Below are 26219 nucleotides of genomic sequence, written 5' to 3'. Positions count from 1 at the left end.
AAGGTTTAAAGTGATTTTGCTGCTTCTAAAACGTTCTCGGCATGACCGGTGACCTTTACTTTTCGCCACTCTTGCACAATCTTGCCTTGCCCATTGATCAAAAACGTTGACCGTTCAATACCAAAATAGGTTTTCCCATACATTGATTTTTCTTTCCAGACTCCAAATGTCTCAGACACATTGTCATTTTCATCTGACAGTAAGGGAATTGTAAGATTCTGTTTTTCAACAAACTTATCATGACTTTTAACGCTGTCTTTGGATATGCCAACCACATGTACTCCAATTTTTTCAAAATCAGCTTTCAGGGCAGAAAAAGCTTGGGCTTCTTTTGTGCACCCACTCGTGTTGTCACGCGGGTAGAAAAACAATACCACTGCTGATGGCTGAAAATCGGCCAAATTTATGGTCGCTCCCCCATCGCGTGGCAACTGTACATCTGGGGCAGGGTAGGGCAAGTTTGACATAGAGCTCTCCTCTCGGTAACGCACTATCGCAGTATGATAGAGCGCCGTAAATTGAAAAAAGTGCCAAGGCCAACGAAATGGTGAAAAATTCAAGCAGATTATGGAGGGGGCTTGCGGTGCTTCCACCGTTTTTGCGACGAATACTCACAATATTTGTTGCAGTACTCACATCGGGCTTTTTTACTGCTGTGCTTTTTATCATTTTACTTCACAACCGTGAGGTTGAGCTTCCAGCTTGGGCGGAAACATTTGTTAGCAACCAAATTGATGCGTCGCTTTCTGACTTAAGTGTGAGTTTTGAAAGAGCATTTATAACCTTGGATGAGAGTTGGCAGCCCAGCTTGGGGTTAAAAGACATTAAAGTCACTTCCAGTAAAGCGCCGGGTCCAATTTTACTGAACCGAATGGCAATAAATCTATCTTTGGCGCGGGCTCTGGAAGGAAGTTTTAGAATTAGAACGGTACAGGTCGATGGGGTATTTGTTACGCTTTTTCGTGACCAGTCTGGAGCGGTTACAGCGCAGTTTGGCGATTTTGATTCACAATTTGAAAAAACTCCTACTGCATCCGATCTTATCTCAACGGTTGATACTTTCCTATTGCAACAAGCTTTATCCAGTTTTCACTCTTTAGATGCGAGGGGCATAACACTTGAATATATTGATCGCCGCTCAAATCGCCGTTGGGCTGTGGATGGAGCTCGATTTAACATTAAGAAAACAGATGATAAATTAGTCGCTCGCGCGGATATGGCATTGCTCACTGGGGGCGCTGATGTGGCCACTTTGGAGACAAGCTTTGAGCATGTGATTGGCGAAAATGAAAGTCTTTTTGAGCTGAGTTTTATTGATATGCCGGCCGAAACCATCTCAAGCCAACTGCCGGCTTTAGCATGGTTGGGTGCCCTACGTGCACCCATTTCGGGGGCTTTGCGCGGCGGCTTTAATAACTCGGGCTCTTTAGGGCGGATAAATGCCAATGTGCAAATTTCAAATGGAGCCCTTCAGCCAAGTTCTGAATCGCGCGCAATTCTATTTGATGCCGCTAGTGCCTATTTTACCTATGATACTGATAAGGCTCTGCTGAACTTTGATGATGTTGTGATCTCAAGTCGCGATCTAAGCCTGTCAGCACAGGGATACGCCATTCTTGAGCCGAACGATGACTGGCCTACCGGCTTATTTGGTCAGTTTGAATTTTCCGACATTCGCGTTAATCCAGACGGGCAATTAGCCGCACCCGTGACGTTGGATCATGGCATTATGGATTTTCGCTTATTGCTAGAGCCTTTTGAATTGCAAGTGAAACAATTTTTTGCTGAAGATACTGGTCGCGATGTCGCCGTTCGTGGCGCTGCGACATTACGCGCGGATGAGCAAGGCTGGAGCGCTAAGGTCGATGCAGAAGCCCCGCGGGCAATGTCTCATGATGTTTTGGCCTATTGGCCGCCTAATTTTAAACCAAAATCGCGAAACTGGGTGAAGCAAAATATCAAAACTGCTGTTTTAAAAGATATTCGATATTCAATGCGTTTGAAAGAGGGTGAACCACCCAGAACCGACTTGGGATATAGCTATCACGATGCGGAAATTCGGATTCTGAAAACACTGCCATCCATTAAAAGTGGCTCAGGACAATTTTCGTTGGCCAATAACCGATTGGTGACAAAACTTACAACTGCGACTTTTGTTCCTCAAAACGGAGAGCCAGTTGATCTATCCGGCTCACATCTTGTCATTCCAGATGTGCGGATAAAACCGGCTCCGGCGGTGGCAGAGATCAGAGCTAAGGGGTCGTTGACCTCTGCTTTAACCACATTGAACTATCCTCCCATGAAAGCGCTAGATAGACTAGATTTCGCAACAGATTCTGTCGGTGGGCAAGCTGAGATCAAGGCAAGAATTGAATTTCCTGTGATGCGCGGTGCGCCGCCAGAGCAAATTCGGTACACCGCTTCAGCCGTCATAAATAATGCAATAAGCAACCAAATTGTTCCCAATCAAACTCTTTCCGCAAAAGTTGTTAATGTTCAGGTAGACAATGACGCCTTGCAAATAGACGCTCTGGCAGAAATACGTGGAATTTCATTTGATACTGCATTTCGAATGGGAATGGGCGAAAATGCAGCAAAAATCCCAGCTATTTTGAACTCGAAAATTTTACTTTCAATGGATTTGATCGAAGCGTTTTCTATTCCTCTGCCTAAAGGTCTTTTGAGCGGCTCAAGCCCAGCGGATTTAACGGTTGAATTCAATAAAGACGCTGATCCTGAATTTTTTGTGTCCAGTGATTTGTTCGGTTCAACCCTCTCAATTGACAGGCTGAATTGGCGCAAGCCTAAAAAGAGCCAAGCGCAGTTTGAACTCACAGGAACCCTAAGCAAGAATATCAAGGTAGACCGTTTTGCTTTGAGGGGTGCTGGTTTAGTGATGGATGCAGTAGTTGAAATAGATGGTCAAAATCAATTTAAGGCCTTAACCTTCTCTAAATTTGCAATCTCGGATCAGTTAAATGTCTCTGGAATGCTGGACGCAAACGGGGATATCAAAATTTCAGGTGGCACTTTGAATTTGCCAGAGTTTTTGGACTCTGAATCTGAAACCTTGAACAACCCCAAGACTGAGTTCGACTTAGAAGTTACTCTAGATACAATCAAAATAAGCAAAAATAACGCATTGCATCAATTCACAGGCAAGTTCACCAATGGCACGACATTAGCAGGAGAGTTTAGGGCAAATCTTAACGAGCGCGCGCCATTTGGTGGTGAAGTAAGACCGAATAATGGGAATATTAGAATTAAGGCCGGATCAAATGACGCTGGTCAATTTTTAATAGCGCTTGACGTTCTTGAGCGGGCGCAGGGTGGTCGGTTACTTTTGACATTGGATCAAAGAGATACTGCTGGTGAAATGGATGGGGTTTTGAGAGTAACAGATATAAAACTGCAAAAAATGCCACTGCTTGCAGAACTGCTAAATGCGATGAGTATTGTTGGTCTTTTGGATCAATTAACTGGCCCTGGCGTGATAATGAATGAAATTGATGCAGTCTTTCGTATAACCGATGATCAAATCATTGTTCAAAGTGCATCTGCTTTAGGACCGTCGATGGGAATTACCCTAGATGGATATTACAACCTCGAGAGCAAAACCTTTGACATGCAGGGGTTTTTCTCTCCTTTGTATCTAGTGAATGGAATAGGGTCTATTCTATCTCGAAAAGGCGAAGGTTTTTTTGGTTTTGGCTTCAATCTTGAGGGGACCACAGATAGACCGAGGTTCATTATCAATCCTCTTTCTGCGATTACCCCAACTATTCTTCGTGATCTTTTCCGAAGACCGCCTCCTAAGTTAGAGTAAAGTGAACACATGCACCTAAGTGATTTTGACTTTGATCTGCCTGAAAATTTGATTGCTACGCGCCCGGTAGCACCGCGCAGCGCGGCACGATTGCTTTGGTGTGAAGGTGAAAACACATTTGACCGACAGGTTTCTGATCTTGTGGATATCTTGCGTCCGGGTGATCGCCTTGTGCTGAACGAAACGAAAGTCATACCGGCTAGACTTTTTGGCACGCGTCACCGCCCTGAAGCTGTTGGGGGAAGCGGTAAAGCCGCAATTGAGGTCACCTTGTTATCTTTTACCCCTCAAGCGCAGTGGAACGCTTTGGTGCGGCCACTTCGAAAAGTTTCAATTGGGGAACGAATTGAATTTGGGAGTGGATTAATTGCGATATTGGTGGACAAGTTTGACGGCCAAGCGGTGTTGTCATTCAATCTTGTGGGTGAGGATTTTGATACAGCATTGGCCAAGATAGGAAAAATGCCATTACCGCCGTATATCGCGGCCAAAAGACCCGCTGATGATCAGGATAAATTGGATTACCAAACCGTTTTTGCGCACACCCAAGGCTCAGTTGCCGCGCCAACGGCCTCGCTGCATTTTGACGCTGAGATACTTTCAGCTTTGGCTGAAAAAGGCATTGAGCTTACATATGTCACTCTTCACGTTGGTGCCGGCACATTCTTGCCGGTTAAAGCGGACCTGATTAAAGATCATAAGATGCACTCTGAAACGGGCTATGTTTCGCCCAAGGCAGCTGCAGAAATTAATCAAACCTTGGAAAGTGGTCGGCGCGTCATTCCCGTTGGCACGACAGCACTACGATTAATTGAAACGGCTGCGAAAAAAAAAGGTGTTATTGCGCCTTGGTCTGGGGCAACTGATATATTTATTTATCCCGGCTATAAGTTCAAAATTGCAAGTGGGTTGATGACCAATTTCCATTTGCCAAAATCCACCCTGCTCATGCTGGTTTCTGCTCTTATGGGGCAAATTAGGGTAAAAGAAATTTACGATCATGCTATCACTAAAAATTATCGGTTTTTTTCTTATGGTGATGCGTCGCTTTTGATCCCTAGTGAGGCGAATAAAGTAGATTAAAAATTTCATTCCTCTTTAGGTAAAGCATAGATTCGCATTTGCAATTTATATTCATTGCATAGGAGTGGAATTTTGTTTTCTGTTTTCACCAATTCCTGGGCCTTGCTTTTTGGAATGATGCTTTTGATGATTGGCAATGGCCTTCACGGTACGCTTTTAGGCGTTCGTGGAGAAATTGAACAATTTTCGACCTTTCAAATGTCCATCGTGATGTCTGCTTATTTCGTTGGATTTTTAGGGGCGAGCCGAATGGCGCCAGACATGATCCGCCGCGTTGGGCACGTTCGGGTTTTTGCTGCCCTGGCCTCATTTATCTCAGCCGTGCTGGTTCTGTTCCCTTTGATCGCTAATCCATGGGTTTGGGCTTTAGGGCGGGTCATTATAGGATTTTGTTTTTGTGGGGTCTATGTGACTGCCGAAAGTTGGCTCAATAATGCCGCCACAAATGAAAACCGTGGACAATCACTTTCTCTCTATATGATTATCCAAATGTTAGGTTTGGTGGTCGGGCAAGGGCTCTTGATGCTAGCAGATCCAGGCGGTTTTGTTTTGTTTATTGTAATATCTATTCTAGTTTCGCTGTCGTTTGCTCCAATTTTATTGTCTATTACACCCACCCCCGCTTTTGAAACAACCAACCCGATGCAACTAAAACAACTGATTGTAACCTCACCACTTGGATGTGTTGGAATGTTTCTGCTTGGCGGAGTTTTTTCAGTGCAATTCGGCATGGCATCTGTTTTTGGTGCAGAAATATCATTAACTCTTGCAGAGATATCTGCTTTTGCAGCAGCATTTTATATAGGAGCTATGTTGGTGCAATATCCGGTCGGTTGGATGTCTGATCGCATGGATCGTCGCCAATTGATTATGGGGCTCTCGGTCATGGGCACTGGAGGGGCGATACTTGCGATCATTGCAGGTAGTAACTTTATCGCGCTATTAATATCGGCTTTCCTTATTGGTGGCATGTCCAATCCGCTGTATTCACTTCTGATTGCGCATACCAACGATTATTTGGAGTTTGATGATATGGCCGCCGCCTCAGGCGGGCTGCTGTTCATTAATGGCGTTGGTGCGATTTCTGGGCCTCTTATTGTGGGTTGGGTGATGCAGTCCTATGGGCCTTTTGGATATTTCTTGATTATTGCCCTTTTGCTGGGAGCCCTAGCACTTTATGCCGCATATAGGACAACACGTCGTGCCGCGCCTTCGGTAGAAGATGCCAACTCTTATACGCCTGTGTTGCCAACAGCGTCGCCCGTTGCGCTTGAGTTGGCGCAAGAATTTGCAATTGAAGCAGCTCAGGAAGATGAAAATATACAAAATGCAGACTAATTTGTCAGTTTTATGCCATATATAGTAAAAAAGTGTTTTCTTTTGGTTGAAAATGAAATGTAACATTCTTGTAGGTTGATTGTGCATAAGGGAGTCGTCGTCATGGATCCAGATCACGTTTTGCGGTTTTGGGTAGATGAAGTTGGGCCTAAAGGTTGGTATGACACTTCTGAAACGTTAGACGCGGAAGTACGTAATTTATTTGAACCCGCTTGGCAGCGGTTAAAGCTTGGTGCATTTAGTCTTTGGCTGACTTACCCAACAGGGGCATTAGCCTACATTATTTTAGCGGATCAATTTCCACGCAATATGTTTCGTGGAACCGGGTTGGCATTTGCAACAGATAAAATCGCAGTCTCTGCCGCAAAATCTTCCATCAAGCAATGTTGGGATATGCGAATCGATGAACCAGCCAGGCAGTTTTTCTATTTGCCTTTGATGCATTCTGAAAATCTATGTGACCAGGATCGCTGTGTTAGACTAATGTCTGAGCGTATGAAAAAAACTGGGGCTTCCAATCTTTTGCATGCCCAAGCACATCGAGAGATTATTAGGGCATTTGGGCGATTCCCCTATCGCAATGAGGCACTTCAGCGCCGGTTTACCCATCCTGAGCAGGAATTTATTGATCAAGGGGGATATGGGGCAACGCTAACGGAATTGGCGCAGGCCAGCTGAATTTCAGAGAGGCATTGAAGCAAATTAAAAAATAGTTTAACGTTAAACTGAATTTTTATTGCGGAGTCTTTTATGTCATCTAATTCTTTTGATGTCGTCGTCGTTGGGGCCGGGCCAGGCGGGTATGTGGCTGCTATTCGGGCGGCACAGCTCGGACTGAAAACCGCTATCGTTGAGCGTGAACATATGGGCGGCATCTGTCTGAATTGGGGATGTATTCCGACGAAGGCCATGTTGCGCTCATCTGAAGTTTTTCATTTGATGCATCGTGCCAAAGAATTCGGGCTTGGAGCTGATAAAATTAGCTTTGATTTAAACGCTGTTGTATCGCGTTCGCGTGGTATCGCAAAACAGTTAAACCAAGGCGTAGGCTACCTTATGAAGAAAAATAAGGTGCAAGTTTTCATGGGAACCGCGACTTTGACCGATCCCAAAACCGTGTCGGTAAAAACGGACAATGAAACCCGAAAGTTAACCGCAAAAAATGTGGTTTTAGCAACTGGCGCACGCGCAAGAGAATTACCAGGGCTTGAGGCCGACGGCGATCTGGTGTGGACCTACAAGCATGCTTTGACCCCGTCTAGAATGCCGAAAAAGCTCTTGGTTGTAGGATCTGGTGCAATTGGAATTGAATTTGCAAGCTTTTACAACACGTTAGGGGCGGAAACCACGGTTGTAGAAGTGCTAGATCGGATTTTGCCGGTGGAAGATGCTGAAATAGCAGATTTCGCCAAAAAACAATTCCTTAAGCAAGGCATGGTTGTCCGAGAAAAGGCCATGGTGAAAAAACTTGAGCGCAAGTCTGGCAAAGTTATTGCGCATATTGAACAAGATAAGAAAGTGGAAAAGCACGAATTTGACACTGTTATTTCCGCAGTTGGGATTGTTGGGAATGTAGAAAACTTAGGCTTGGAAAATTTAGGTGTGAAAGTTGACCGCACCCATGTTGTGACCGATGAATACTGCCGAACATCGGCCAAAGGCGTTTTTGCCATTGGCGACTTGGCAGGGGCGCCTTGGTTGGCGCATAAAGCCAGCCATGAGGGCACTATGGTGGCAGAACTGATTGCTGGGCAGAACCCGCATGCAGTCGATCCTAATAGCATTGCCGGATGCACCTATTGCCATCCCCAAATTGCCAGTGTTGGCATGACCGAAGCTCAGGCAAAAGACGCCGGTCTTGACATTAAAGTGGGACGGTTTCCCTTTATTGGAAATGGGAAAGCAATCGCATTGGGCGAACCTGAGGGCATGGTCAAAACCATATTTGATGCAAAAAGCGGCGAATTGCTGGGTGCTCATATGGTGGGCGCAGAAGTAACTGAGCTTATTCAGGGCTATATTGTAGGCCGGAAACTTGAAACTACCGAGCAGGATTTAATGGAAACGGTGTTTCCACATCCAACATTATCTGAAATGATGCATGAAAGCGTGTTGGACGCGTTCGATCGGGCGGTCCACATTTAGCGTATAACTGTCAAATAAGGGCTTATCTGTACCAACCTTTTGATGGGTTGGTTTAGGCCATTATTCCATTTTAATATGCCAAGCTTAATATTGCCTGCTTTTTAAATTCAACCGGTGCGCCTGCGCCCGCCGCGGCGTCCTCCACGGCCACCAGCCTCTCCACCTGATCCCGCTGGTTTGTTGAAATGTATCCAAGCCCCACCATGCGGGTCGTTGTCTGTCAAAAGGTTAGCCGCTCGGATAGCCTCCATTTCTTTTCCCGGTTTTGGAAGAGTTGATCCAAGACCGAAAAGCGAAACAAAGGCTTCATCCTCCATTCCAGCGGGCAGGATAATGCCCGCGGCTTCTATTTCAGCCTTTTTTTCTGCAATTTTCTTTTGTGTCACAGGTAAGGCAACGGGGTTCATGATTGCCGACGTCATTCCAGCCCCCATTGCCATCGGCAAAAATGCATTGTTAATCCCGTGGCGGTTTGGCAAACCAAATGAAACATTAGAAGCACCGCAGGTAGTGTTCACTCCCAATTCTTCACGCAGTTTTCTAACCAAGGTAAAGACTTGTTTGCCGGCGGTTGCCATCGCGCCGATTGGCATAACAAGAGGATCGACCACAATATCATGCGCAGGTATTCCAAAATCTGCTGCGCGCTCAACGATTTTTTTCGCTACAGCAAACCGAACGTCGGGATCTTCTGAAATGCCTGTGTCATCGTTTGAAATTGCGACAACGGGAACATTGTATTTTTTTACCAGTGGAAGGACAAATTCTAAACGCTCTTCTTCACCAGTAACGGAGTTAAGAAGGGGCCGGCCTTCTGCGATTTGCAATCCTGTTTCCAAAGCTTCTGGAACAGAACTATCAATGCAAAGTGGGATGTCTGTTAAACCCTGTACCAGCTCAATGATTTTTTTCATCAAGGGAGGTTCGGTTTCGTTCGGATTTGGGTTTGAATTGTACACCACACCCGCGTTAATATCGAGGATATTGGCGCCAGCAGCCACTTGGGCAATCGCATCCTTTTCAACGGTTGAAAAGTCGCCTGCTTCTAATTGAGCCGCTAATTTTTTCCTGCCGGTTGGATTAATACGCTCGCCGATCACGCAAAACGGTTCGTCAAAGCCTAGTATCGCAGTCTTGGTTTTCGATTCGACAATCGTGCGGGTCATAGTAAGTCCTTATGAAGCATTGGAGGGAACAGCAGATCGACCACCGTGGTTGATTGCCCATGTTGCATTGGTCTTGATCCCTCCAAGTGGAAAGAAATGCACATTTGTGATGTTGAAGTCGGGTGTGGCGGCTTTGTGTTTTGCCAACTCGCTCAAGACATTTTTTGGCTCATAAGGCAAAAGCAATTTGGTGACGTCCATCGCGCGTTTTTGAAGAACTTTAAGGGAGGGACCAACACCGCAAGCGATGGCGAATTTAATCAAAGTTTGAAGTTTTGCAGGTCCGGCGATGCCAATATGAATTGGGATATCAATGCCCGCCGCCTTGATCGAATTGGCCCACTCAATGATTGGTTTTGCTTCAAAAGCAAACTGTGTAGCAATGGCCAATTTGGCGTCGGTACGCTCAGAAAATTTTTGCTTCCACTGCAGCGCCGCATCGACATTTTGGGTTGAGCCATCTGGGTCAATATCTTTGTTGCCTTCGGGATGGCCAGCAATGTGCAACCGGCTGAATCCTGCCTTGTCAAAAAGACCAGTTTCCATCAATTGCATTGAGCTGTCAAAATCGCCGTGTGGGGTTGTAACGCCTCCGGCCAAAAGCAGCGCTTGATCAACCCCGGCTTCGCCTTGATAGCGGGCAATCCAATCATACAATGTTGCAGAATCTCGAATAATTCTCGCTGGGAAATGGGGCATGACTTGGTAGCCTTCGCGTGCAACCCGTTTGGCTGTTGCGATCATTTCTTCGATTGGCGTGCCTTCGATATGCGCGATATATACCCGTGTTCCCTGCGGTAATAATTCGCGAAAGTCATCTACTTTTTCTGCGGTTCTAGGCATGACTTCAATCGAGTAATCCGCTAAAAAACCTTCAATTTCAGGATCGACAAAGTTTGCGTTACCCGAGTTGTTTTTGAGTTTGAATAAAGCCACTATGACCTCCAAAAATGTCATTGCGGGACTACGCCCGCCCGTTATTCGCAATCAGTGTTTTAACCAGTTTGTGATCGTATTCGGCTTCCAGGCGTTCTGCTTCTGCATCTGCAATCGCATTCGGGTCGCCTTCAATGGTAGCCGTTTGAACTTTTCGCCATTCTGATAGATAATCGTCAGTTCCCGCCAGCCCGCTCTTCATTGCAGCACGGTCAATCGCTTGTTCAAAACGTTCCGCCAATTGCCTCTTTGCGCCTTTGCGGCCTCTGCCAACAATGACCTGAGCGGGTATATCGCGCCAATAAACTATAGTTACCTCGGGCATAGATGATTCCTCGTCTTCACTGGACTGCTTTTAGAATAGTCTTCAGCATGCCCTGCGTCGAATTTCGACAGATGTCGCGCTGTCCGCGACGTATTTCACAATAAACCAAAACTGCCAAAATCAATAGGCCGAGCTTGTATCGAAATGTGAATAATAACTATGAGCAGGTAACGTAGATGTGCTTTGTAATGGCACGTTCGCTCAAATCTTTGTGCAAAAGAGCAAAATGTGATCTTGCAGGAAAACTGTATGCGCCGTATCGTGGGAACAACTTGAAATATTGGAGGGCGTAATATCATGGCGCCCAAGCGTCCTAAAGGTGCGGGCGCATTCCCAAAACCGGTTGAGAGCCCCGCGCCAAAACCGCCTAGTCCAACGGAGCTCTATGCTGCTTTGGACTTGGGGACCAACAGTTGCAGAATGTTGATTGCCCAACCAAAAGGCAGTCAATTTCATGTCGTTGATAGTTTTTCAAAATCTGTGCAATTGGGCGCTGGTCTTGAACGCACCGGAAAACTAAGTGCCAAGTCCATGCAAAGAACACTTCAAGCTCTGCGCGTGTGTCAGCAAAAGTTAAAGCGATACAAAGTAAGGCAGATGCGTCTTGTAGCCACCGAAGCGTGTCGCCGCGCAAATAATGCCGATGAATTTATTCGTCAGGTCAAACGTGAAACAGGTTTAAATCTGGAAATTATCCAACCTGAGGAAGAGGCGCGCTTGGCGGTCATATCCTGCGCGCCGCTGGTCAGCACCAAATCTGAACAACTGCTAGTGGTTGACATAGGCGGCGGATCAACGGAATTGGTTTGGATTGAATTGTCATCGGTGCCCAGTCGTGAGCGACCTCGTGCTATTATGCGATTACATGCAGGTTTTCATGCAGTGGATAGCCCTTTTGCAGCGGCTAAAGTTGTTGACTGGATCAGTGTTCCCCTTGGTGTGGCAACCCTTAGGGATCACTTTGGCGATGTTGAGGATGATGCCGCCCGTTATGCCCTAATGAGTTGGTATTTTGAGGAAAACCTTGCTGAGTTTGCGCCATATAAAGACCAGCCGCCGCGTGAAGGATTTCAAATTATAGGCACTTCGGGAACAGTCACCACCGTGGCGGCAAGTCATCTAGGGTTAAAAAGATATGACCGTACAAAAGTTGATGGGCTTAGGATGACTTCTGACCAAATAGATAGGGTGATAAATTCTTATTTGGAAATGGGACCCTCCGGCCGAAGAATGGATCCAAGAATAGGTCAAGATCGACAAGCACTTATTATGTCAGGCTCTGCAATTTTGCAGGCTCTATTGCGGAGTTGGCCAACAGATAGACTTTCCGTTGCGGATCGCGGTTTGCGCGAGGGGCTTCTTTATGCTCAGATGAGCGCCGATGGAGTATTAGAGGATGCGCCTTTTTAATGCCTGAAAATAGCAAAAATACGTCTGGTCGAGGACAACGCGACTTAAAAGTCAGGGTCAAGAAAGCGCGCGGTAAGTCCGTAGCGCAAGTCCGTTGGCTGGAACGCCAACTCAATGACCCCTATGTTAAACGGGCCAAAAACGAAGGGTTTCGCGGGCGTGCGGCGTTTAAATTGGTCGAGCTTGACGATAAATATCACTTTTTAAAGCCCGGAGCACGGGTCGTCGACCTAGGGTCAGCGCCTGGTGGGTGGTGTCAGGTGGCGGTGGCTCGGGTGAATGCGCTTGGTGAGAAAAAGGGCAAGGCCGTTGGCAAAGTTCTGGGGGTGGATTTGCAAGTGGTCGAACCTGTTGCTGGCGCTGAATTGTATCAACTTGATTTTTTAAGTGAGGGTGCGGATAGCCAAGTGCACAGCTGGCTGGGCAGCCCTGCAGATGTGGTTCTGTCCGATATGGCGGCGGCCAGTTCTGGCCATAAGCAGACAGATCATCTACGGATCATCGCGCTTTGCGAGGCAGCGGCCTATTTTGCCTTTGATGTGCTCGATATTGGCGGCAGCTTTGTTGCCAAAGTACTGGCTGGCGGAGCAGAAGGCGATTTGCAGAAACTTCTCAAACAGAGATTTACCAAAGTGGCAAATGTAAAGCCTCCTGCAAGCCGCGCGGACAGTTCGGAAAAATTTGTTGTCGCAATGGGCTACCGCGGCGCGCCTTGATGCAGGCCAAGCGCTGTGGGTGCCACCCCAAAGCGCAGCCGAAAGGCGCGGCTGAGCGCTGCGGGGCTTTCATAACCGCAGCGCAGTGCAATTTCAGAAATGCTTAAGCTGGTGCTTTCGATCAACTGACGGGCTTCGGTCAGACGGATATGGCGATAGACCTGCCCCGGGCTGGTCCCGAGGCTGGCCTGAAACCGCCGCGACAGGGTTTTAAGCGGGCAGGCGGCAAGCTGCGCAATGTCTGAAAGTGGCAGCGGGCGTTCAATGTTTTTGTGCATTTCCGCAATCGCCCGCTGTACAGGATTATGGCCCGAGTTTGGCCGGCGTGCATCTTTCATGCCCAGCCCCTCGTCGTGCATCAACATTGCATCCACATCCAAAGCGATTGCATTGCCCAAATGGCTTTGGATCATTTGTCGGGTCAAATCAAATGCCGCCATTGCCCCGGCGCAGGTGACACGGTTTCCATCATAAACCACACGTTGGCGCGTGGCGTCGGTGGTCAGGAACCGCTCGGAAAAAAGATCCAGCATTTCCCAATGCACAGTGGCGCGTTTGCCGTCCAGCAAGCCGGCTGACGCCATAAGCCATGGACCACTGTCCAATCCCACCAGGGTTCTACATTTTCGCGCGGCCTGCCGTAAAGCTTGCCGTAGGGTGGCGGTGTCATGTTTTAGATAATCATAGCTTGCGACGACACATAAATAATCACATTGGGCCATATCTTTTAGCGCCGCATCTGGCAAAATTTGTAGCCGGCTTGAAGAAGCTGCGCTTAGGCCATCTGGTGTCAGAAACTGCCAGTTATAAACCTGCCTGCCGGCAAGCGTATTTGCGGCGCGCAACGGCTCAAGACAATTGGCAAGACAGATGTTGGAAAACCGGTCGAACAGCAAAAAACATATGCTGACTGAGCTTTCCGCAGGGATTGTCCATTTTTGCATCATTATTGTCTTTTACTGCATTAAACTCTGAAGTGCCAGATTTATGCTTGGGTCAAATAATCGATTTTGACAGGAGGTCACGATGCCACTTGCTATGAACCGCGAGGTATTTATCACCTGCGCCGTCACTGGATCAGGAAGCACCCAAGACAAAAGTCCCCATGTTCCCCGCAGCCCTCAGCAAATCGCAGACAGTGCTATTGCAGCGGCCAAAGCCGGTGCGGCGGTTGTGCATTGCCATGTAAGGGACCCCGAAACCGGCGCGCCCAGTCGGGATCTGGGGTATTTTCGCGAACTCACCGATCTGATCAGGGCCTCGGATGTGGATGTTGTTCTAAACCTCACCGCAGGTATGGGCGGCGATATGGTTTTCGGCGGTAGCGAGCAGCCACTGCCGCTTACCGAAGGCACCGATATGGCCGGCGCAACCGAGCGGGTGGCGCATGTGGCGGAATGCCTGCCTGAAATATGTACGCTTGATTGCGGTACAATGAATTTTGCCGAAGCAGATTATGTTATGACCAATACGCCCAATATGCTTGAAACCATGGGCAAGATGATGACCGACTTGGGCGTCAAAGCGGAAATAGAAGCCTTTGATACCGGCCACCTCTGGTTTGCCAAAAAGCTGGTCCAAGATGGCGTTCTTGAGCCTAATGCACTTGTACAGCTTTGCATGGGGGTTCCTTGGGGCGCGCCGGATGACCTCAATACCTATATGGCGATGGTCAATAACGTGCCTGATAACTGGACATTTAGTGCGTTTTCTTTGGGCCGAAACCAGATGGCCTATGTTGCGGCATCGGTTTTGGCTGGTGGCAACGTGCGCGTGGGGCTTGAGGACAATCTGATGCTGGAACGGGGCGTTTTGGCTGAAAACTATCAGCTGGTGGAAAAGGCCCGCGGGATTATCGAAGCCATGGGGGCCAAAGTGATCGGCCCGCAAGCGGTGCGCGATAAGCTGGGGCTGACCAAACGCATGCCGCGCGGCTAGCCATGGCGCGGCGAGTTGTCATCACAGGCGGCGCTTCTGGCATTGGCCGGACGATAGCAGAACGCTTTGCAGCACTGGGCGATCGGGTGGCCATTTGTGACGCGTCAGCAGGCCATATTGCGGCAGTGCAAGCCCAGATGCCCGAGGCGCTGAGTGTACAAGCCGATGTGACCGATGAACGTCAAATGCAGGCTTTTTTTAATCAGGTGAAAGCCGCCTATGGCGGGCTTGATGTGCTGGTTTCAAACGCGGGTATTGGCGGGCCAGCTGGCAGCATTGAAACTTTAAAGCTAGAGGATTGGCGCCGGTGCCTTAGCGTCAATCTTGATGGGGCATTTTTGGCCTGTAGGTGGGCCGCCGAGCTGATGCGCGCCCAGAAAAGCGGTCTTATTTTGCTTATGTCTTCAACCTCGGGGTTATACGGCGTTCCCAACCGTGCGCCCTATGTGGCGGCGAAATGGGGATTGGTGGGATTGGCCAAAACCCTTGCCATGGAATTGGGCCCCGCAGGGGTGCGGGTCAATGCGATCTGCCCCGGCGCCGTCGAGGGCGCGCGGATGGATCAGGTGCTGGCCATGGAAAGTGACTTTACCGGCCGTCCGGCTGCGCAAATTGAAGCGCAATACAGCCAAGGTGTGTCTTTGCGCCGTTTTGTAAGCCCCGAAGATATTGCGGATATGGCGGTTTTTCTGGCGTCGGATGCGGCGCGGCAAATCACCGGTCAGGCCATGGCTGTGGACGGGCATACCGAGCGGATGGTGTGAGCTTTATGATGTTGGAAGGGACGAAAAATGAATAAGACAGCAGCCATTATTGGCGGCGGGGTCATTGGTGGTGGCTGGCTGGCGCGGTTTTTGTTGAACGGCTGGGACATCAAGCTGTTTGATCCCGATCCTGAAGCCGAACGCAAGATCGGCGATGTTTTGAAAAATGCACGCCATGCGCTGCCGATGCTTTATGAAACCGCGCTGCCAAAGGAAGGCCGGCTTACGGTTTGTAAAACCGTCCAAGAGGCCGTCGCCGATGCCGACTGGATCCAGGAAAGCGTACCCGAGCGGCTCGACATCAAGCATAAGGTCTTTGCTGAAATTCAAACCTATTGCCGCCCTGATGCGATCATCGGGTCTTCAACCTCTGGCTTTAAACCATCGGAGCTGCAGCAAAATGCGCAGCGCCCAGAGCAAATAATGGTCACCCACCCGTTTAATCCGGTTTATTTGCTGCCTCTGATCGAGGTCGTTCCAAGTGATCAGACAGGCGCGCAGCATGTTGAAAAGGCGAAAGAAATTCTAACCTCTGTGGGGCTATACCCGCTGCATGTGCGCAAGGAAATAGATGCGCATATTGCGGATCGGTTTTTAGAAGCGGTATGGCGCGAAGGGCTTTGGCTCATCAAGGACGGTATCGCCACTACGGAAGAAATTGATAATGCCATCCGCTATGGCTTTGGCCTGCGCTGGGCACAAATGGGGCTTTTCGAAACCTACCGCATCGCCGGCGGCGAAGCCGGTATGGCGCATTTCATTGCCCAGTTCGGCCCTTGCCTTGCCTGGCCATGGACCAAGCTGATGGATGTGCCCGAGCTGACCGATGAACTGACCCAGAAAATCGCCGATCAATCTGATGCGCAGTCCGGGCATAAATCCATTCGCGAATTAGAGCGGTTGCGGGATAACAACCTGATTGCGATGATGCGGGCGCTGAAACAGCAGGGCAGCGCTGCGGGCCGTTTGATCAACGATCATGAAGCCGCTCTGCGCCAAGCGCCAGATACATCCGCCCCGATGCGCACCGTGGAGCGCACCGTGGAGCGCACCGTACCCATAGACTGGACCGACTATAACGGCCATATGAATGAAAGCCGTTATGGTCAGGTGTTTTCCGATGCTGCAGATGCTTTCATGATCGCAGTGGGGGCAGATGCCGACTATATTGCTGCCGGACATAGTTTCTTTACCGCCGAAACAACGGTGAAATACCTTAGAGAAACCCACGCAGGGCAAAAGATCACCGTTGATAGCCGCGTGGTTCTTGCCGATGGCAAGAAGGTAAAACTATCGCATCAGATGCTTGACGCGTCTGGTCAGCTTTTGGCCAGCTGTGAGCAGTTCATGCTGCACGTAAGCCTTACAACCCGAAAATCCTGCCCACCGCTCGCCGGCGTAGAAGCCAAGATCACCGCGCTTGCCGCTGCCCATAAGGAGGACATCACATGAATTTTGGCCTAACCGATGAACAACAAATGATCGTCGATACGGTCCGCAGTTTTGTGGAAAACGAAATCTACCCGCATGAAGATGCGGTTGAGCGCAGTGGTACTGTGCCGCCCGATATTGCCGAGCAGATCAAACAAAAAACCCTCGATCTTGGGTTTTACGCCTGTAACTTTCCCCAAGAGGTGGGCGGTGCGGGGCTCAGCCATCTTGAATTTGCATTGGTCGAGCGCGAACTGGGCCGCGGCTGCATGGCGCTTAATCATTTCTTTGGGCGGCCGCAGAATATCCTCATGGCCTGCGAGGGCGATCAGAAAGAACGCTATCTGCTGCCCGCTGTGCGCGGTGAAAAAATGGACGCTTTGGCGATGACCGAACCGGGTGCGGGCTCGGATGTGCGCGGCATGTCCTGCGCGGCCGAGCGTAAGGGCGGTGACTGGGTGCTCAATGGCACCAAGCATTTTATTTCTGGCGCCGATCATGCAGATTTTGTGATCGTCTTTGTGGCCACCGGCGTTGATGACACCCCGCGCGGGCCAAAGAAACGCATCACCACTTTCCTGGTGGATCGCGGCACGCCAGGGTTTACCATCCGCGATGGCTATAAGTCGGTCAGCCACCGGGGCTATAAAAATATGATCTTGGAATTTGATGACTGCCGCCTGTCCGATGATCAGGTGCTTGGCGCCGTTGACGGCGGTTTTGCTGTGATGAATGAATGGCTTTATGCCACCCGCATCACGGTAGCCACCATGTCGGTCGGGCGCGCGCGGCGCTGCTTTGACTATGCGCTGAACTATGCATCAGAGCGCGAACAATTTGGGCAAAAGATCGGAAAATACCAAGGCGTAAGTTTTCAAATCGCTGATATGATTACAGAAATTGATGCTGCCGATTGGCTTACCCTTGCCTCGGCCTGGCGGCTTGACCAAGGGCTGCCAGCCAACCGTGAAATTGCCAGTGCTAAGCTTTATGCCAGTGAAATGCTAGCGCGGGTCACTGACACGACCTTGCAGATTTTCGGCGGCATGGGGTTGATGGATGACTTCCCGATCGAGCGGTTCTGGCGCGATGCACGGGTGGAGCGCATTTGGGACGGCACCTCGGAAATCCAACGCCATATCATTAGCCGCGATCTGTTGCGCCCGCTGGGGGCGTAACGGTCTAAGGAGCCGAAGATGCGCTTTGATCTTGCAAGGCTGTTCAAACCCAAATCCATCGCTGTTGTAGGCGGCGGTGTGTGGTGCCGCTCGGTTCTTGAGCAGTGCAAAAAAATGAACTACCAAGGCGCGCTTTACGCAGTGCATCCCAAGGCCGACTATGTGGCGGGCATTAAAGCCGCGGCTTCGGTTCTGGATTTACCGCAGCCGCCGGATGCCTGTTTTGTCGGGGTCAACCGGCATGCCACCGTCGATGTGATCGCGAACCTATCGGCCATGGGCGCCGGCGGGGCCGTGTGCTTTGCCTCGGGGTTTTTAGAAGCGCACGCCGAGGCAGATGACGGTGCATCCCTGCAAAACGCGCTGCTTGAAGCAGCAGGGCCGATGCCGATCATAGGCCCCAATTGCTATGGCTTTGTGAATTATCTGGATGGCTCACCGCTCTGGCCCGATCAGCACGGCGGGCAGGTGGTTGAAAGCGGCGTTGCCATTATCACCCAAAGCTCGAACATGGCGATCAACATCAGCATGCAGCAGCGCGGCCTGCCCATTGCTTTTATGGTAACGGCTGGAAATCAGGCGCAAATTGGTCTTGCAGAGATTGGCGCTGCGTTGCTGCGTGATCCGCGCATTACCGCGCTTGGCCTGCACATTGAAGGGATCGGCGATATTGCTGCCTTTGAGGCGCTGGCCGCGGAAGCCAAGGCGCAAGGCAAAGGCATAGCCGCGATCAAGGTGGGCCGCTCTAGCCAAGCCCAAACCGCAACCCTATCGCATACTGCGTCACTCGCTGGCAGTGACGCGGGCGCCGAGGCGGTGCTGCGCCGGCTAGGTATTGCGCGGCTTGAAAGCTTAACTGAGCTGTTGGAAACCTTAAAGTTGCTGCATTTCACCGGTCCGCTGAGCAGCAATAAAGTGGCGTCTATGTCCTGTTCCGGCGGCGAGGCAAGCTTGATGGCCGATACTGGCATGACCCGTGATATTGTCTTTCCAGAGCTTAATCCCGCGCAAAAGGCGGGATTGCGCGCGGCGCTTGGTCCAATGGTGGCTTTGGCCAACCCGCTTGATTATCACACCTATATTTGGGGCGATGGCCCCGGCATGGGGGCGGCGTTTTCGGCTATGATGCAGGGCGATATTGCGATCGGCTGTATCATCGTGGATTTCCCCCGTGCAGATCGCTGCTCGCAGGCCGCTTGGGATTGTGTGCTTGAGGCTGCCGTTCTTGCGACCCGTTCTAGCGGCAAGCCCTTGGCTTTGGTGGCCTCTGTGCCAGAGAATATTCCGGAAGATATTGCCCTAAGGATGCTTGAGCACGGGATTTTACCGCTGTGCGGTCTGCCCGAGGCGCTCGGCGCCATTGAGGCCGCGGCCTTTATTGGCAGTAAAATTGGCGCACAGAGCCCACCGATTTTACAAGGGCAGCAACCCGTTACAAGCGCATTGCTCAGCGAACATAGGGCGAAATCAGACCTGTCCGCTTTTGGTCTAAAGGTGCCAAACGGACAGCAAGTGAGCAGCCTTGATAACATACTGATTGCTGTGGATAAAATCGGGTATCCTGTAGTTTTAAAAGCCATGGGATTTGCGCATAAATCCGAAGCTGGCGCGGTGAAAGTCGGGATTGAAGATGCCGCCGCTCTCGCGGCTTCCGTGCAAGATATGCAAGCCCAGACATGGCTTATCGAAGAAATGGTGACAGGAGCGATTGCCGAATTGCTCGTCGGTGTGCTGCGCGATCCCGCCCATGGCTTTGTTCTGACCCTTGCTGCGGGCGGGGTTCTGACCGAAGTTTTGCAAGATCGTGTATCGTTGATTTTGCCGGTGGAAAAGGGCGCGTTGCACAGCGCCCTAGATCAGCTCAAAATCGCCCGCGTCTTGGCTGGATATCGCGGTAAGCCAGCGGCCAACCGAGATGCAATTGTTGATGCAATACTGGCAGTGCAAGACTATGTGATTGCGCATTGTGACCAAGTAGAGGAAGTTGAAATTAACCCGTTGATTGTTACTGAAAAGGGCGCAGTGGCGGCGGATGCATTGATCAAAATAGGAGAGCGCGATGACAGATGATCCGATTAAAACCGAGCGGCGCGGCCATATTCTTGAGGTGACCATTGACCGTCCCAAGGCCAATGCAATTGATCTGACCACCAGCCGGATCATGGGCGAGGTGTTTCGCGATTTTCGCGATGATCCTGAGCTAAGGGTGGCCATATTGACCGCAACGAATGAAAAATTCTTCTGTCCGGGATGGGATTTGAAAGCGGCGGCTGATGGTGATGCGGTCGATGGCGACTATGGAGTTGGCGGTTTTGGCGGATTGCAGGAACTGCGCGGCTTAAACAAACCTGTGATTTGCGCTGTGAATGGTATTTGCTGTGGTGGCGGACTTGAAATTGCGCTGTCCTGCGACATTATTCTGGCGGCTGATCATGCCAGTTTTGCGCTGCCCGAAATTCGCAGTGGCACCATTGCCGATGCGGCAAGCATCAAGCTGCCCAAGCGCATTCCTTATCATATTGCAATGGAAATGCTGCTAACGGGTCGCTGGCTGGATGCCGAAGAAGCCGCGCGCTGGGGGATGATTAACAGGGTACATTCCTCTGCTGATCTCATGCCCGAGGCGCGAAAAATGGCAGAATTGCTGGCCTCTGGCCCCCCTCTTGTCTATGCGGCGATCAAAGAAGTGGTGCGCGAGGCCGAGGATATGAAGTTTCAGGACTGCCTTAATAAAATCACCCAATCGCAGTTCGAAACCATCGATGTGCTTTATCATTCTGAGGATCAACTCGAAGGCGCCCGCGCCTTTGCCGAAAAGCGTGATCCGGTGTGGAAAGGCCGCTAAAGGCGGCCAAAGCGGCATCTGTATCGCGTCGGTATTACGGCAGTTTTGCGCAGGTGTGGAAAATGGCTGGAATTTGGGGATATTTGGCGGCTTTGCGCCCAGTTTTACGCATTCCTTTAGGGGCCAAAAGAGTTAGGCTTGCAGCTTGTCAAACGACACCATGACATGGGCTTTATAGGCAGGGCGCCGCGCGAGCCGGCTATAATATTGCGCAACTGCGGGCAGGGGGCGCCGCGCGATTGGGATGGTGTAATACCGGTAAAGTACGTGGCCAAATTGAATATCGGCCAAAGCCGCTGCCTCATCAGGGCTGCGCTTGATTTGCCAATGTTCAAAAAATATGTCGTTTCGATCCAGCATGGCAATACAGCGCTAAAATTGACGATGTAAAACCATCTGAACTTAATTTAGGGCAAGGCGCGCGCGCATCAAAATCCGATCACAGCAGGTTCTAAAAACCTAGAGGCAGCGCATCTGTTGAAAGCCGCCGGTGACTTTCAGATAGAAAGGCGCGCCGAGCATAGACATTAGACTTTGCTTCACGCATTATGACCTTTGCGAGTATTTGAAAACGGCAATCTATTTTTAGGTGTGATTTGAATTTCTATGGGTGATTTGAAATCCAAAACGTTAGATTGGGGGTTACCTTTAGCAATTTTAGGCGCAATCACGGCTGTGGTGTTGGCGGTTGCGAGACTTTTTGATCACTGGTGGATTACTGCAATAGCAGCGTTATGGGTTGTTCTAATGCTGATTGCGCTTGTGAAAACTTTAGAGCAAAAACCACGCGACTATATTGAAGGCGCCCTGCGCGAAAAAGCTTTTACTCAGATCTATAGCTATCCAACTGAAAGGGTTGTTGATTATTTATGGTCCCGCCTTTGTGATCCTTTAAAAGAGCGCTCTAATACCCTTGAAACCGCTTGGGCGGCGCTAAGCTGGAAGCTGTATGATCGGGCTTTGCTGCTTGCTACGGTATACCCAATTCTGTGCTTGCTGATTGTCTGGGTTGGCTTTGGACAGGATGGCCGGCTGGGAACGTCGGTTATTTTACCCGCAGCCCCATTTTGGCCAGACCGTGCCGCGACACTATTTGCAATTGCATTTGTTTTCGCATCATGGCCTTTGTCGAAATGGGCAGCAGCCAGCCCGAAACGGTTCATGCGAAGTGTTTCGGGCTGGCTGCCATTATTCGCATTCGCATTCACAGTCGCAGGCGCAGCCGCAGCCGCAGCCGCACCCGCAGTCGCAGCCGCAGTCGCATTCGGAGGCGCAGCCGCAGTCGCATTCGCATTCGCAGCCGCAGTCGCATTCGCAGGCGCAGCCGCAGTCGCATTCGCAGTCGCATTCGCATTCGCATTCGCAGGCGCAGCCGCATTCGCAGGCTTAGCCGCAGTCGCATTCGCATTCGCAGTCGCAGTCGCAATTGAGAGGCTTGACGAAAAATCACGACAAGGTCTGGCCAGGCTTGTTTTAACTTTGCTGCTGCCCATGGTGTGGGTTGTAGTTTTCACCCTTGTGCCGGTTGCTGATATATCACAACAAAACCGAGGCCTGTTTTTGTTTTTAGGTGTTCTGCCGCTTTTAAATGCAATCTTTGATTTTCTGTCTTACGCCGCCACCCTTACATTAATGCGCCTTGGTTTAAGCGCAAAACAACCCATGCTCTATGGCGCCTGTGACATTATTGTGGCGCTTGTTCTTTTTCTGGGCCTCGGTGTGACGCTGACGGTTGTTATCGCCGGATTGAACCAGATTTCCGGGGGGGTGTTTGTGGATCTTGGGGCGCTGTTTGGCGTTATTTACACTGATCCGCATGCCTATTGGTGGCTGTATGCCATGGTTTTTTCAACGGCTCTGCCGACGACATTGCACGGGGTTTTAACTTTGCTGGCGGCCCAAGCCTTGGTGCCGTTACCTGTGCGCCGCATTGCTGCAAACCTTGTTGATCGCAGCGCGCATTCCCCCCAAGCGCACGTATTAGCGCCATTAGCCGTTGGAACAATTTGGCTTATTCCATTTCTGGTATTAGGTGGGTTTGGCTGGCTTGTTTGGCATTACTGTGGCTCGGTGATAGAAACCCTTGCTGAATATTATCTTGGCATCTTGCTAAGCGTTGCGATGTGGATTGGGGCCTTTTAAACCGCCGTTTTGCCATTGAGCTTAGGGCTTTGGATCTGCCGCCGCCTTTTAATGCCCATCTGTAAGGCCAAGCTTTGCAATGCACTACATGACGGTTTATTGGTTAAGGCAATCCGCTCTGCCCCAGATTTTCAGCAGGCCGCAATCGCTAGATTAATAGCAAAGCCTTATCTTCGCTGCCGGTTTATGGCCGCAAATCTAATGCTGCGATCTGTTAGCGCATAGCACGAGTAACCGCCTAGATATCCAGCGTGTTTTCCCGCTCCCATGTGGAGAAATGCGACACGAAGGCATTCCACTCTTGATGCTTTAGCTTCAAGAAAGCTTCGGAAAATTCATCGCCCATCATCGCTTTCAGCTCTTTATCACGGTTATAGGCGCGCAGCGCATCTAGCATATTCAATGGCAGTTTCGGTGCGCCGCGCACTTTGTGACCTTCGGCATACATATCTATGTCATGGCGCTTTCCGGGATCAGCCTCGGTTCTAATACCGTCCAGTCCCGCAGCGATGATGACCGCCTGCAGCAAATAGGGGTTGGCCGCCCCATCTGGCAGGCGCAATTCAAACCGCCCGGGGCCGGGAACGCGCACCATATGGGTGCGGTTATTACCGGTCCATGTCACTGTATTTGGCGCCCATGTGGCCCCCGACATGGTGCGCGGTGCATTGATCCGCTTATAGCTGTTGACGGTCGGGTTGGTGATGGCTGCCAAAGCACTTGCGTGTTTCATAATGCCGCCCAGAAAGTATTTTCCTTGCTCAGAGAGGCCAAGCTCTCCTGTTGGGCCATCGCTTTTGCTGGTGGCAAAGATATTGGTTGAGGCGGCCTCACCTGCGGCGTCCCAAACCGAGATATGCGCATGGCAGCCATTGCCGGTTAGCCCTTCGACCGGCTTGGGCATAAAGGTGGCGCGCAGCCCGTGCTTTTCGGCCACTGATTTGGTCATGAATTTGAAAAAGCTATGGCGGTCTGCGGTGACCAGAACATCGGCAAATTCCCAGTTCATTTCAAACTGGCCATTGGCGTCTTCGTGGTCGTTTTGGTAAGGGCCCCACCCCAGATCGAGCATATAATCGCAAATCTCGCGGATCACATCATAGCGCCGCATCACTGCCTGTTGATCATAGCAGGGCTTTTCAGCCGTATCATAGGCATCGCTGATTTTATTACCCTCGGGGGTCATGAGGAAAAACTCTGCCTCAACCCCGGTTTTGACGTGCAGCCCTTCGCTGGCTGCTTCGTCAATCAGGCGGCGCAGCACATTGCGCGGGGCTTGCGCCACATCTTCGCCTTCCATGACGCAATTGGCCGCCACCCAGGCGACCTCGGGCTTCCACGGCAGTTGGATTACGGATGAGGGGTCCGGCACCGCCAGCATATCAGGATGCGCCGGGGTCATATCCAGCCATGTGGCAAAACCAGCAAAGCCAGCGCCGTCCTCTTGCATGTCGGCAATCGCTTGCGCTGGGACTAGTTTTGCGCGCTGCCCTCCAAACAGGTCGGTGAATGAAATCATAAAGTATTTAACGCCGTTTTCCGCGGCAAAGGCGGCTAAATCTTGTGTCATGGACGGTTTCCTTTCCCTGTTCAGTCATGTGGCAAAGTCGCAATGCGTTTCTTGCCTTATGTAATCTCTCCTGCAGCGCCGGGCACCCAGGCTGTTCCAGCCAAAGGTACTCCGGCCATGGCGGCCGCTTCAATGGTTAATGCGCATAAATCCTCAGGCTCAAGGTTGCGCAGGTCATTTTTACCGCAGGCACGAGCAATGGTTTGTGCCTCAAGCGTGATAACCTTTAGATAATTGCGCAGTCTTCGCCCACCTTCAACCGGATCAAAGCGGGCCATCAGATCGGGGTCTTGGGTGGTAATCCCTGCCGGGTCTTGGCCTTCGTGCCAGTCGTCATAGGCCCCCGCCGTGGTGCCCAGCTTTTGATAGTCTGCTTCCCATTTGGGGTCGTTATCACCCAAAGCGATGAGCGCAGCGGTGCCGATGGCCACCGCATCCGCGCCCAAAGCCATGGCTTTGGCCACATCAGCGCCGTTGCGAATGCCGCCGGACACAACCAGTTGTACCTCGCGGTGCATCCCCAAATCTTGCAGGGCTTTGACCGCGGGGCGAATGCAGGCCAGTGTTGGCAAGCCTACATGTTCGATAAAGACATCCTGCGTGGCGGCTGTGCCGCCCTGCATGCCGTCGATCACCACCACATCAGCGCCGGCTTTAACCGCCAATGTGGTGTCAAAATAGGGCCGTGTTGCGCCCACTTTTACATAAATCGGCACTTTCCAGCCGGTGATTTCACGCAGCTCGAGGATTTTAATTTCAAGATCATCAGGGCCGGTCCAGTCCGGATGGCGGCAGGCCGAGCGTTGATCAATACCTTTGGGCAAAGTGCGCATTTCGGCCACGCGGTCGCTGATTTTCTGTCCCAAAAGCATCCCGCCGCCGCCGGGTTTCGCGCCTTGTCCCACCACCATTTCAATGGCGTCGGCTTTGCGCAGATCATCGGGGTTCATGCCATAGCGTGAGGGCAGATATTGATAGACCAGCTTGCTGGATTGGCCGCGTTCTTCAGGCGTCATACCGCCATCACCTGTGGTGGTTGAGGTGCCGGCAGCCGATGCGCCGCGTCCAAGCGCCTCTTTGGCGGGGCCAGACAATGCGCCAAAGCTCATGCCGGCAATTGTGATCGGGATATCAAGCTCAATTGGATTTTGCGCATAGCGCGTGCCAAGGCTCACGCTGGTATTGCAGCGCTCGCGGTAGCCTTCTAAGGGATAGCGCGACATTGACGCGCCCAAAAACAAAAGATCGTCGAAATGCGGCACCCGCCGTTTCGCGCCGCCTCCACGGATATCATAAATGCCGGTGGCCGCAGCGCGGCGGATTTCAGCGTTCACTGCCGGAGTGAACGTGGCGGACATAATGGGTTCGGTGCGCGGAATGTTTGGTGATTTATCGTTGCTCATGTC

23 protein-coding genes are annotated in these 26219 nt (G+C 50.7%); 15 read left to right on the top strand and 8 right to left on the bottom strand.

What is annotated here, in order from left to right; all coding sequences use genetic code 11:
- Nucleotides 1–5 precede the first annotated feature (5 nt).
- Entirely contained in the window at nucleotides 6–467 is a 462-nt protein-coding gene (locus tag GN278_11795; GenBank protein ID XAT61368.1) for a thioredoxin-dependent thiol peroxidase, read from the bottom strand.
- A gap of 77 nt (nucleotides 468–544) precedes the next feature.
- Between GN278_11795 and GN278_11790 the strand changes: the two genes are divergently transcribed.
- From GN278_11790 to lpdA, 5 genes are all read left to right on the top strand, one after another.
- On the top strand, nucleotides 545–3826 hold the full coding sequence (locus GN278_11790; protein XAT61367.1) for a hypothetical protein: 3282 nt from the start codon (nucleotides 545–547) through the stop codon (nucleotides 3824–3826).
- A 9-nt stretch (nucleotides 3827–3835) separates the two neighbouring features.
- The gene (gene queA, locus GN278_11785) at nucleotides 3836–4909 is read left to right on the top strand and encodes a tRNA preQ1(34) S-adenosylmethionine ribosyltransferase-isomerase QueA (GenBank protein XAT61366.1); all 1074 of its coding nucleotides are present in this window, start codon (nucleotides 3836–3838) and stop codon (nucleotides 4907–4909) included.
- Nucleotides 4910–4981: 72 nt separating this feature from the next.
- Nucleotides 4982–6247: an MFS transporter gene (locus tag GN278_11780; GenBank protein XAT61365.1), complete on the top strand. Its 1266-nt coding sequence runs from the start codon at nucleotides 4982–4984 to the stop codon at nucleotides 6245–6247.
- Nucleotides 6248–6349: 102 nt separating this feature from the next.
- Nucleotides 6350–6925 carry a DUF924 family protein gene (locus GN278_11775; protein XAT61364.1) on the top strand — a complete coding sequence of 192 codons (576 nt, stop codon included), beginning with the start codon at nucleotides 6350–6352 and terminating at the stop codon, nucleotides 6923–6925.
- Nucleotides 6926–6997: 72 nt separating this feature from the next.
- A complete protein-coding gene (gene lpdA / locus GN278_11770; protein ID XAT61363.1) occupies nucleotides 6998–8392 on the top strand; it encodes a dihydrolipoyl dehydrogenase in 1395 nt (464 codons plus the stop codon).
- 107 nt (nucleotides 8393–8499) lie between these two features.
- Here lpdA and GN278_11765 read toward each other — a convergent pair whose 3' ends face one another.
- Genes GN278_11765 through GN278_11755 form a run of 3 tightly spaced genes read right to left on the bottom strand, consistent with a single transcriptional unit; the run spans nucleotide 8500 to nucleotide 10819 of the window.
- Nucleotides 8500–9558 carry a methyltetrahydrofolate cobalamin methyltransferase gene (locus GN278_11765; GenBank protein ID XAT61362.1) on the bottom strand — a complete coding sequence of 353 codons (1059 nt, stop codon included), beginning with the start codon at nucleotides 9556–9558 and terminating at the stop codon, nucleotides 8500–8502.
- Nucleotides 9559–9567: 9 nt separating this feature from the next.
- Nucleotides 9568–10497 (bottom strand): methylenetetrahydrofolate reductase, encoded by a 930-nt coding sequence (locus tag GN278_11760; GenBank protein ID XAT62647.1) that lies wholly within the window; start codon nucleotides 10495–10497, stop codon nucleotides 9568–9570.
- A 25-nt stretch (nucleotides 10498–10522) separates the two neighbouring features.
- A complete protein-coding gene (locus GN278_11755; protein ID XAT61361.1) occupies nucleotides 10523–10819 on the bottom strand; it encodes a hypothetical protein in 297 nt (98 codons plus the stop codon).
- Nucleotides 10820–11116: 297 nt separating this feature from the next.
- Between GN278_11755 and GN278_11750 the strand changes: the two genes are divergently transcribed.
- Together GN278_11750 and GN278_11745 are read left to right on the top strand one after the other, a co-directional pair.
- The gene (locus GN278_11750) at nucleotides 11117–12229 is read left to right on the top strand and encodes a Ppx/GppA family phosphatase (protein ID XAT61360.1); all 1113 of its coding nucleotides are present in this window, start codon (nucleotides 11117–11119) and stop codon (nucleotides 12227–12229) included.
- Nucleotides 12229–12945: a 23S rRNA methyltransferase gene (locus GN278_11745; GenBank protein XAT61359.1), complete on the top strand. Its 717-nt coding sequence runs from the start codon at nucleotides 12229–12231 to the stop codon at nucleotides 12943–12945. The genes GN278_11750 and GN278_11745 overlap by 1 nt, the downstream gene beginning before the upstream one ends.
- Here GN278_11745 and GN278_11740 read toward each other — a convergent pair.
- On the bottom strand, nucleotides 12927–13889 hold the full coding sequence (locus tag GN278_11740; GenBank protein XAT61358.1) for a helix-turn-helix domain-containing protein: 963 nt from the start codon (nucleotides 13887–13889) through the stop codon (nucleotides 12927–12929). The two genes, GN278_11745 and GN278_11740, sit on opposite strands and share 19 nt — an antisense overlap.
- An 82-nt stretch (nucleotides 13890–13971) precedes the next feature.
- Between GN278_11740 and GN278_11735 the strand changes: the two genes are divergently transcribed.
- Genes GN278_11735 through GN278_11705 form a run of 7 tightly spaced genes read left to right on the top strand, consistent with a single transcriptional unit; the run spans nucleotide 13972 to nucleotide 21265 of the window.
- The gene (locus tag GN278_11735; protein XAT61357.1) at nucleotides 13972–14883 is read left to right on the top strand and encodes a 3-keto-5-aminohexanoate cleavage protein; all 912 of its coding nucleotides are present in this window, start codon (nucleotides 13972–13974) and stop codon (nucleotides 14881–14883) included.
- 2 nt (nucleotides 14884–14885) lie between these two features.
- Nucleotides 14886–15647 (top strand): SDR family oxidoreductase, encoded by a 762-nt coding sequence (locus tag GN278_11730; GenBank protein ID XAT61356.1) that lies wholly within the window; start codon nucleotides 14886–14888, stop codon nucleotides 15645–15647.
- A 27-nt stretch (nucleotides 15648–15674) separates the two neighbouring features.
- A complete protein-coding gene (locus tag GN278_11725) occupies nucleotides 15675–17099 on the top strand; it encodes a carnitine 3-dehydrogenase (GenBank protein XAT61355.1) in 1425 nt (474 codons plus the stop codon).
- A complete protein-coding gene (locus GN278_11720; GenBank protein ID XAT61354.1) occupies nucleotides 17096–18256 on the top strand; it encodes an acyl-CoA dehydrogenase in 1161 nt (386 codons plus the stop codon). Before GN278_11725 ends, GN278_11720 begins: the two co-directional genes overlap by 4 nt.
- Before the next feature lie 18 nt (nucleotides 18257–18274).
- Nucleotides 18275–20326 (top strand): CoA-binding protein, encoded by a 2052-nt coding sequence (locus GN278_11715; protein XAT61353.1) that lies wholly within the window; start codon nucleotides 18275–18277, stop codon nucleotides 20324–20326.
- Entirely contained in the window at nucleotides 20316–21101 is a 786-nt protein-coding gene (gene caiD / locus GN278_11710) for a crotonobetainyl-CoA hydratase (protein ID XAT61352.1), read from the top strand. The genes GN278_11715 and caiD overlap by 11 nt, the downstream gene beginning before the upstream one ends.
- Entirely contained in the window at nucleotides 21086–21265 is a 180-nt protein-coding gene (locus tag GN278_11705; GenBank protein ID XAT61351.1) for a hypothetical protein, read from the top strand. The genes caiD and GN278_11705 overlap by 16 nt, the downstream gene beginning before the upstream one ends.
- Here the strand turns inward: GN278_11705 and GN278_11700 are convergent.
- The gene (locus GN278_11700) at nucleotides 21234–21461 is read right to left on the bottom strand and encodes a hypothetical protein (protein ID XAT61350.1); all 228 of its coding nucleotides are present in this window, start codon (nucleotides 21459–21461) and stop codon (nucleotides 21234–21236) included. The genes GN278_11705 and GN278_11700 overlap by 32 nt on opposite strands.
- A gap of 246 nt (nucleotides 21462–21707) precedes the next feature.
- Between GN278_11700 and GN278_11695 the strand changes: the two genes are divergently transcribed.
- On the top strand, nucleotides 21708–23243 hold the full coding sequence (locus GN278_11695; protein ID XAT61349.1) for a hypothetical protein: 1536 nt from the start codon (nucleotides 21708–21710) through the stop codon (nucleotides 23241–23243).
- A 238-nt stretch (nucleotides 23244–23481) separates the two neighbouring features.
- Here GN278_11695 and glnT read toward each other — a convergent pair whose 3' ends face one another.
- Both glnT and GN278_11685 read right to left on the bottom strand, forming a co-directional pair.
- Complete coding sequence (glnT, locus tag GN278_11690) at nucleotides 23482–24813, bottom strand: type III glutamate--ammonia ligase (protein XAT61348.1); 1332 nt, start codon at nucleotides 24811–24813, stop codon at nucleotides 23482–23484.
- Nucleotides 24814–24869: 56 nt separating this feature from the next.
- Complete coding sequence (locus GN278_11685; GenBank protein XAT61347.1) at nucleotides 24870–26216, bottom strand: FMN-binding glutamate synthase family protein; 1347 nt, start codon at nucleotides 26214–26216, stop codon at nucleotides 24870–24872.
- Nucleotides 26217–26219: the final 3 nt, after the last annotated feature.

This window comes from Rhodobacteraceae bacterium Araon29, from assembly GCA_039640505.1.
Lineage (GTDB): Bacteria > Pseudomonadota > Alphaproteobacteria > Rhodobacterales > Rhodobacteraceae > CABZJG01.
This window is presented reverse-complemented; position numbering and strand designations above follow the sequence as displayed.

What these genes read in the sequence shown, in the direction of transcription:
- GN278_11795 (XAT61368.1), bottom strand. Translation starts at nt 467, where the DNA reads ATGTCAAACTTGCCCTACCCTGCCCCAGATGTACAGTTGCCACGCGAT.
- GN278_11790 (XAT61367.1), top strand. Translation starts at nt 545, where the DNA reads ATGGTGAAAAATTCAAGCAGATTATGGAGGGGGCTTGCGGTGCTTCCA.
- queA (XAT61366.1), top strand. Translation starts at nt 3,836, where the DNA reads ATGCACCTAAGTGATTTTGACTTTGATCTGCCTGAAAATTTGATTGCT.
- GN278_11775 (XAT61364.1), top strand. Translation starts at nt 6,350, where the DNA reads ATGGATCCAGATCACGTTTTGCGGTTTTGGGTAGATGAAGTTGGGCCT.
- lpdA (XAT61363.1), top strand. Translation starts at nt 6,998, where the DNA reads ATGTCATCTAATTCTTTTGATGTCGTCGTCGTTGGGGCCGGGCCAGGC.
- GN278_11765 (XAT61362.1), bottom strand. Translation starts at nt 9,558, where the DNA reads ATGACCCGCACGATTGTCGAATCGAAAACCAAGACTGCGATACTAGGC.
- GN278_11755 (XAT61361.1), bottom strand. Translation starts at nt 10,819, where the DNA reads ATGCCCGAGGTAACTATAGTTTATTGGCGCGATATACCCGCTCAGGTC.
- GN278_11750 (XAT61360.1), top strand. Translation starts at nt 11,117, where the DNA reads ATGGCGCCCAAGCGTCCTAAAGGTGCGGGCGCATTCCCAAAACCGGTT.
- GN278_11745 (XAT61359.1), top strand. Translation starts at nt 12,229, where the DNA reads ATGCCTGAAAATAGCAAAAATACGTCTGGTCGAGGACAACGCGACTTA.
- GN278_11740 (XAT61358.1), bottom strand. Translation starts at nt 13,889, where the DNA reads ATGCAAAAATGGACAATCCCTGCGGAAAGCTCAGTCAGCATATGTTTT.
- GN278_11735 (XAT61357.1), top strand. Translation starts at nt 13,972, where the DNA reads ATGCCACTTGCTATGAACCGCGAGGTATTTATCACCTGCGCCGTCACT.
- GN278_11730 (XAT61356.1), top strand. Translation starts at nt 14,886, where the DNA reads ATGGCGCGGCGAGTTGTCATCACAGGCGGCGCTTCTGGCATTGGCCGG.
- GN278_11725 (XAT61355.1), top strand. Translation starts at nt 15,675, where the DNA reads ATGAATAAGACAGCAGCCATTATTGGCGGCGGGGTCATTGGTGGTGGC.
- GN278_11720 (XAT61354.1), top strand. Translation starts at nt 17,096, where the DNA reads ATGAATTTTGGCCTAACCGATGAACAACAAATGATCGTCGATACGGTC.
- GN278_11715 (XAT61353.1), top strand. Translation starts at nt 18,275, where the DNA reads ATGCGCTTTGATCTTGCAAGGCTGTTCAAACCCAAATCCATCGCTGTT.
- caiD (XAT61352.1), top strand. Translation starts at nt 20,316, where the DNA reads ATGACAGATGATCCGATTAAAACCGAGCGGCGCGGCCATATTCTTGAG.
- GN278_11700 (XAT61350.1), bottom strand. Translation starts at nt 21,461, where the DNA reads ATGCTGGATCGAAACGACATATTTTTTGAACATTGGCAAATCAAGCGC.
- GN278_11695 (XAT61349.1), top strand. Translation starts at nt 21,708, where the DNA reads ATGGGTGATTTGAAATCCAAAACGTTAGATTGGGGGTTACCTTTAGCA.
- glnT (XAT61348.1), bottom strand. Translation starts at nt 24,813, where the DNA reads ATGACACAAGATTTAGCCGCCTTTGCCGCGGAAAACGGCGTTAAATAC.
- GN278_11685 (XAT61347.1), bottom strand. Translation starts at nt 26,216, where the DNA reads ATGAGCAACGATAAATCACCAAACATTCCGCGCACCGAACCCATTATG.